3 protein-coding genes are annotated in these 2,023 nt (G+C 63.0%); 1 reads left to right on the top strand and 2 read right to left on the bottom strand.

Annotation, left to right across the window (positions count from 1 at the left end; all coding sequences use genetic code 11):
- Positions 1-316 precede the first annotated feature (316 nt).
- On the bottom strand, positions 317-541 hold the full coding sequence (locus IE224_RS20685; RefSeq protein ID WP_229849501.1) for a DUF1127 domain-containing protein: 225 nt from the start codon (positions 539-541) through the stop codon (positions 317-319).
- A gap of 330 nt (positions 542-871) precedes the next feature.
- Positions 872-1,351: a VOC family protein gene (locus tag IE224_RS20680; protein ID WP_191313394.1), complete on the bottom strand. Its 480-nt coding sequence runs from the start codon at positions 1,349-1,351 to the stop codon at positions 872-874.
- 337 nt (positions 1,352-1,688) lie between these two features.
- Between IE224_RS20680 and IE224_RS20675 the strand changes: the two genes are divergently transcribed.
- The coding region (locus IE224_RS20675) for a YrrC family ATP-dependent DNA helicase (protein ID WP_444544094.1) at positions 1,689-2,023 on the top strand (335 nt) is incomplete at its 3' end.

The following is a 2,023-nucleotide window of genomic DNA, read 5'->3' as shown; positions in this document are numbered from 1 at the left end:
CGCCGTGTATGCCGGTCGGTTCGGAGGCATTGCTCCAGAATTGGGTGTCCATCATGAAAAAGCGGCAGCACCCAGGGAGGAGGGGGTGCTGCCGCGGAACGCAGGCCCAGGGAGGAGGGAGGGGCCGCGTATGGGGTGCGGCAAGGCCGGGGAGGAGGAGAGGCCGTTGCCGCCAACGATCGGACCATGGGGAGGAGGAAAGGTCCGTCGCATCGGGTGCCGCAAATGGAGCGGCTATGTGGAGGCGGCATCCTCTGGCAGAAGAATGCCACTAGTCCCGGCCCGGGGGAGGAGGAGGGGCGGGATGGTCTATATCTTACTTCGATCCCCAGGCGGCTTCGTAGGCCAGGCGGGTGATCATCGCGCGGCTGATGCCCAGGTCCGCCAGGTCGCGGTTGGTCAGGGCGTTCAATTCACGCGCGGTCTGGCGATAGATCACACGGCGGGCGCGGTTTTCCTGCACGTGCTGGATCGCAGCCATCAGACGGCCAGCGATGCCAGAGGTGGCAGCGGCCTGGTGGGTCTGGGCAATCGTAGCCATGGCGAGTATCCTTTTCAGCGTCTTTGTTCTTGCATCTGCGCCCGGCCCGGATTGGCCTTGCGCTCTTTTGATGCTCCAAAGATGGCGCTAACGCTGCAGATGCACAATGAACATGTGAGGGATGCTGCTATGCAGCAATCGCATATGGGGCAGGCCAACTCGGCCTGCTTCCTGTGTGATTTACGACATGAATTCAGCCCAGCGAGGCCGGAGGCCTGTTGTCATGGCTCCCACACGCCGCCAAAGCCGACACGCAGCGCGCCTCGGGCGCGACGCCGGCACTGGGACCGAACGCCATGGCCTGTCAGTTACCGGTGACGTGTAGGGTGCTCACCCCCGGCGGGCAGCATCGATTGCCGCCACGTCGATCTTGCGCATGGTCATCATCGCGGCAAAGGCGCGCCGCGCCTCGTCCCCGCCGGCCATCATCGCCTCCGTGAGCGTGCGCGGCGTGATCTGCCAGGACAAGCCCCAGCGGTCCTTGCACCAGCCGCACCCGCTTTCGCGTCCGCCGTTGCCCACAATGGCATCCCAGTAGCGGTCGGTCTCTTTCTGGTCGTCGGTGGCAATCTGGAACGAGAAGGCCTCGTCCGGGGTGAAGACCGGCCCACCGTTCAGCCCGATGCAGGGGATCCCCGCCACCGTGAACTGGACGGTCAGCACATCTCCCTTCTTCCCGAAAGGATAATCATCGGGCGCGTGGTTGATCGCCTCCACCCGGCTGTCCGGAAAGACCGAGGCGTAGAACGTCGCGGCTTCCTCCGCATCCTTGTCGAACCATAGGCACACAGTGTTTTTGGGAATAGACATGATGATATCCTCCTTGATCCCCATTGCCGTATGAAGTCAGCCTTTCAGGCGGAACGTGCTGCTCTGCTTTTGGTCGTGATTTAACCACGGAAGACACCCAGAGCGTGGTGTTTTGTTTCTGGATCAGTTCGGCACGGCAGCCATGCCCTGGAACTTGGTTCAGGACCTGGCTGGCATATATCTGCTGGCACAACATGGTCGAAGATGCGGAAAGATGTCGAATGCGCTGCTCCGGCAAGGCCCGCGATGAAGACCAGACGCAATGCGGTCGGTGCAACGTTGGTTCAGGGCACGGCGCCGCGCTCTTGTTTGGTGAGGATCGTGGATGGCGCAGGTGATGACCCCGAATACCCACAATCCGACAGAGGTTCTGGCCGGGCCGGTCGAGCGGGTCACGTTTCACAGTCCCGAGAGCGGCTTTTGCGTGCTGCGGGTCAAGGCGCGCGGGCACCGGGACTTGGTAACCGTCGTGGGCCATGCCGCGATGATATCGGCGGGCGAATGGATCACCGCCTCGGGTGTCTGGCTCAACGACCGCACCCATGGCCTGCAGTTCAAGGCGCAGTTTCTCAAGGCCTCGGCACCCTCGTCCGTCGAGGGCATCGAGAAGTATCTCGGCTCCGGCATGATCCGGGGGATCGGGCCGGTTTATGCCCGGCGGCTGGTGAAGGC

Source organism: Paracoccus aerius, from assembly GCF_014656455.1.
GTDB lineage: Bacteria > Pseudomonadota > Alphaproteobacteria > Rhodobacterales > Rhodobacteraceae > Paracoccus > Paracoccus aerius.
The sequence above is the reverse complement of the archived record's forward strand: the minus strand, read 5'-3'. Positions and strand labels throughout refer to the sequence as shown.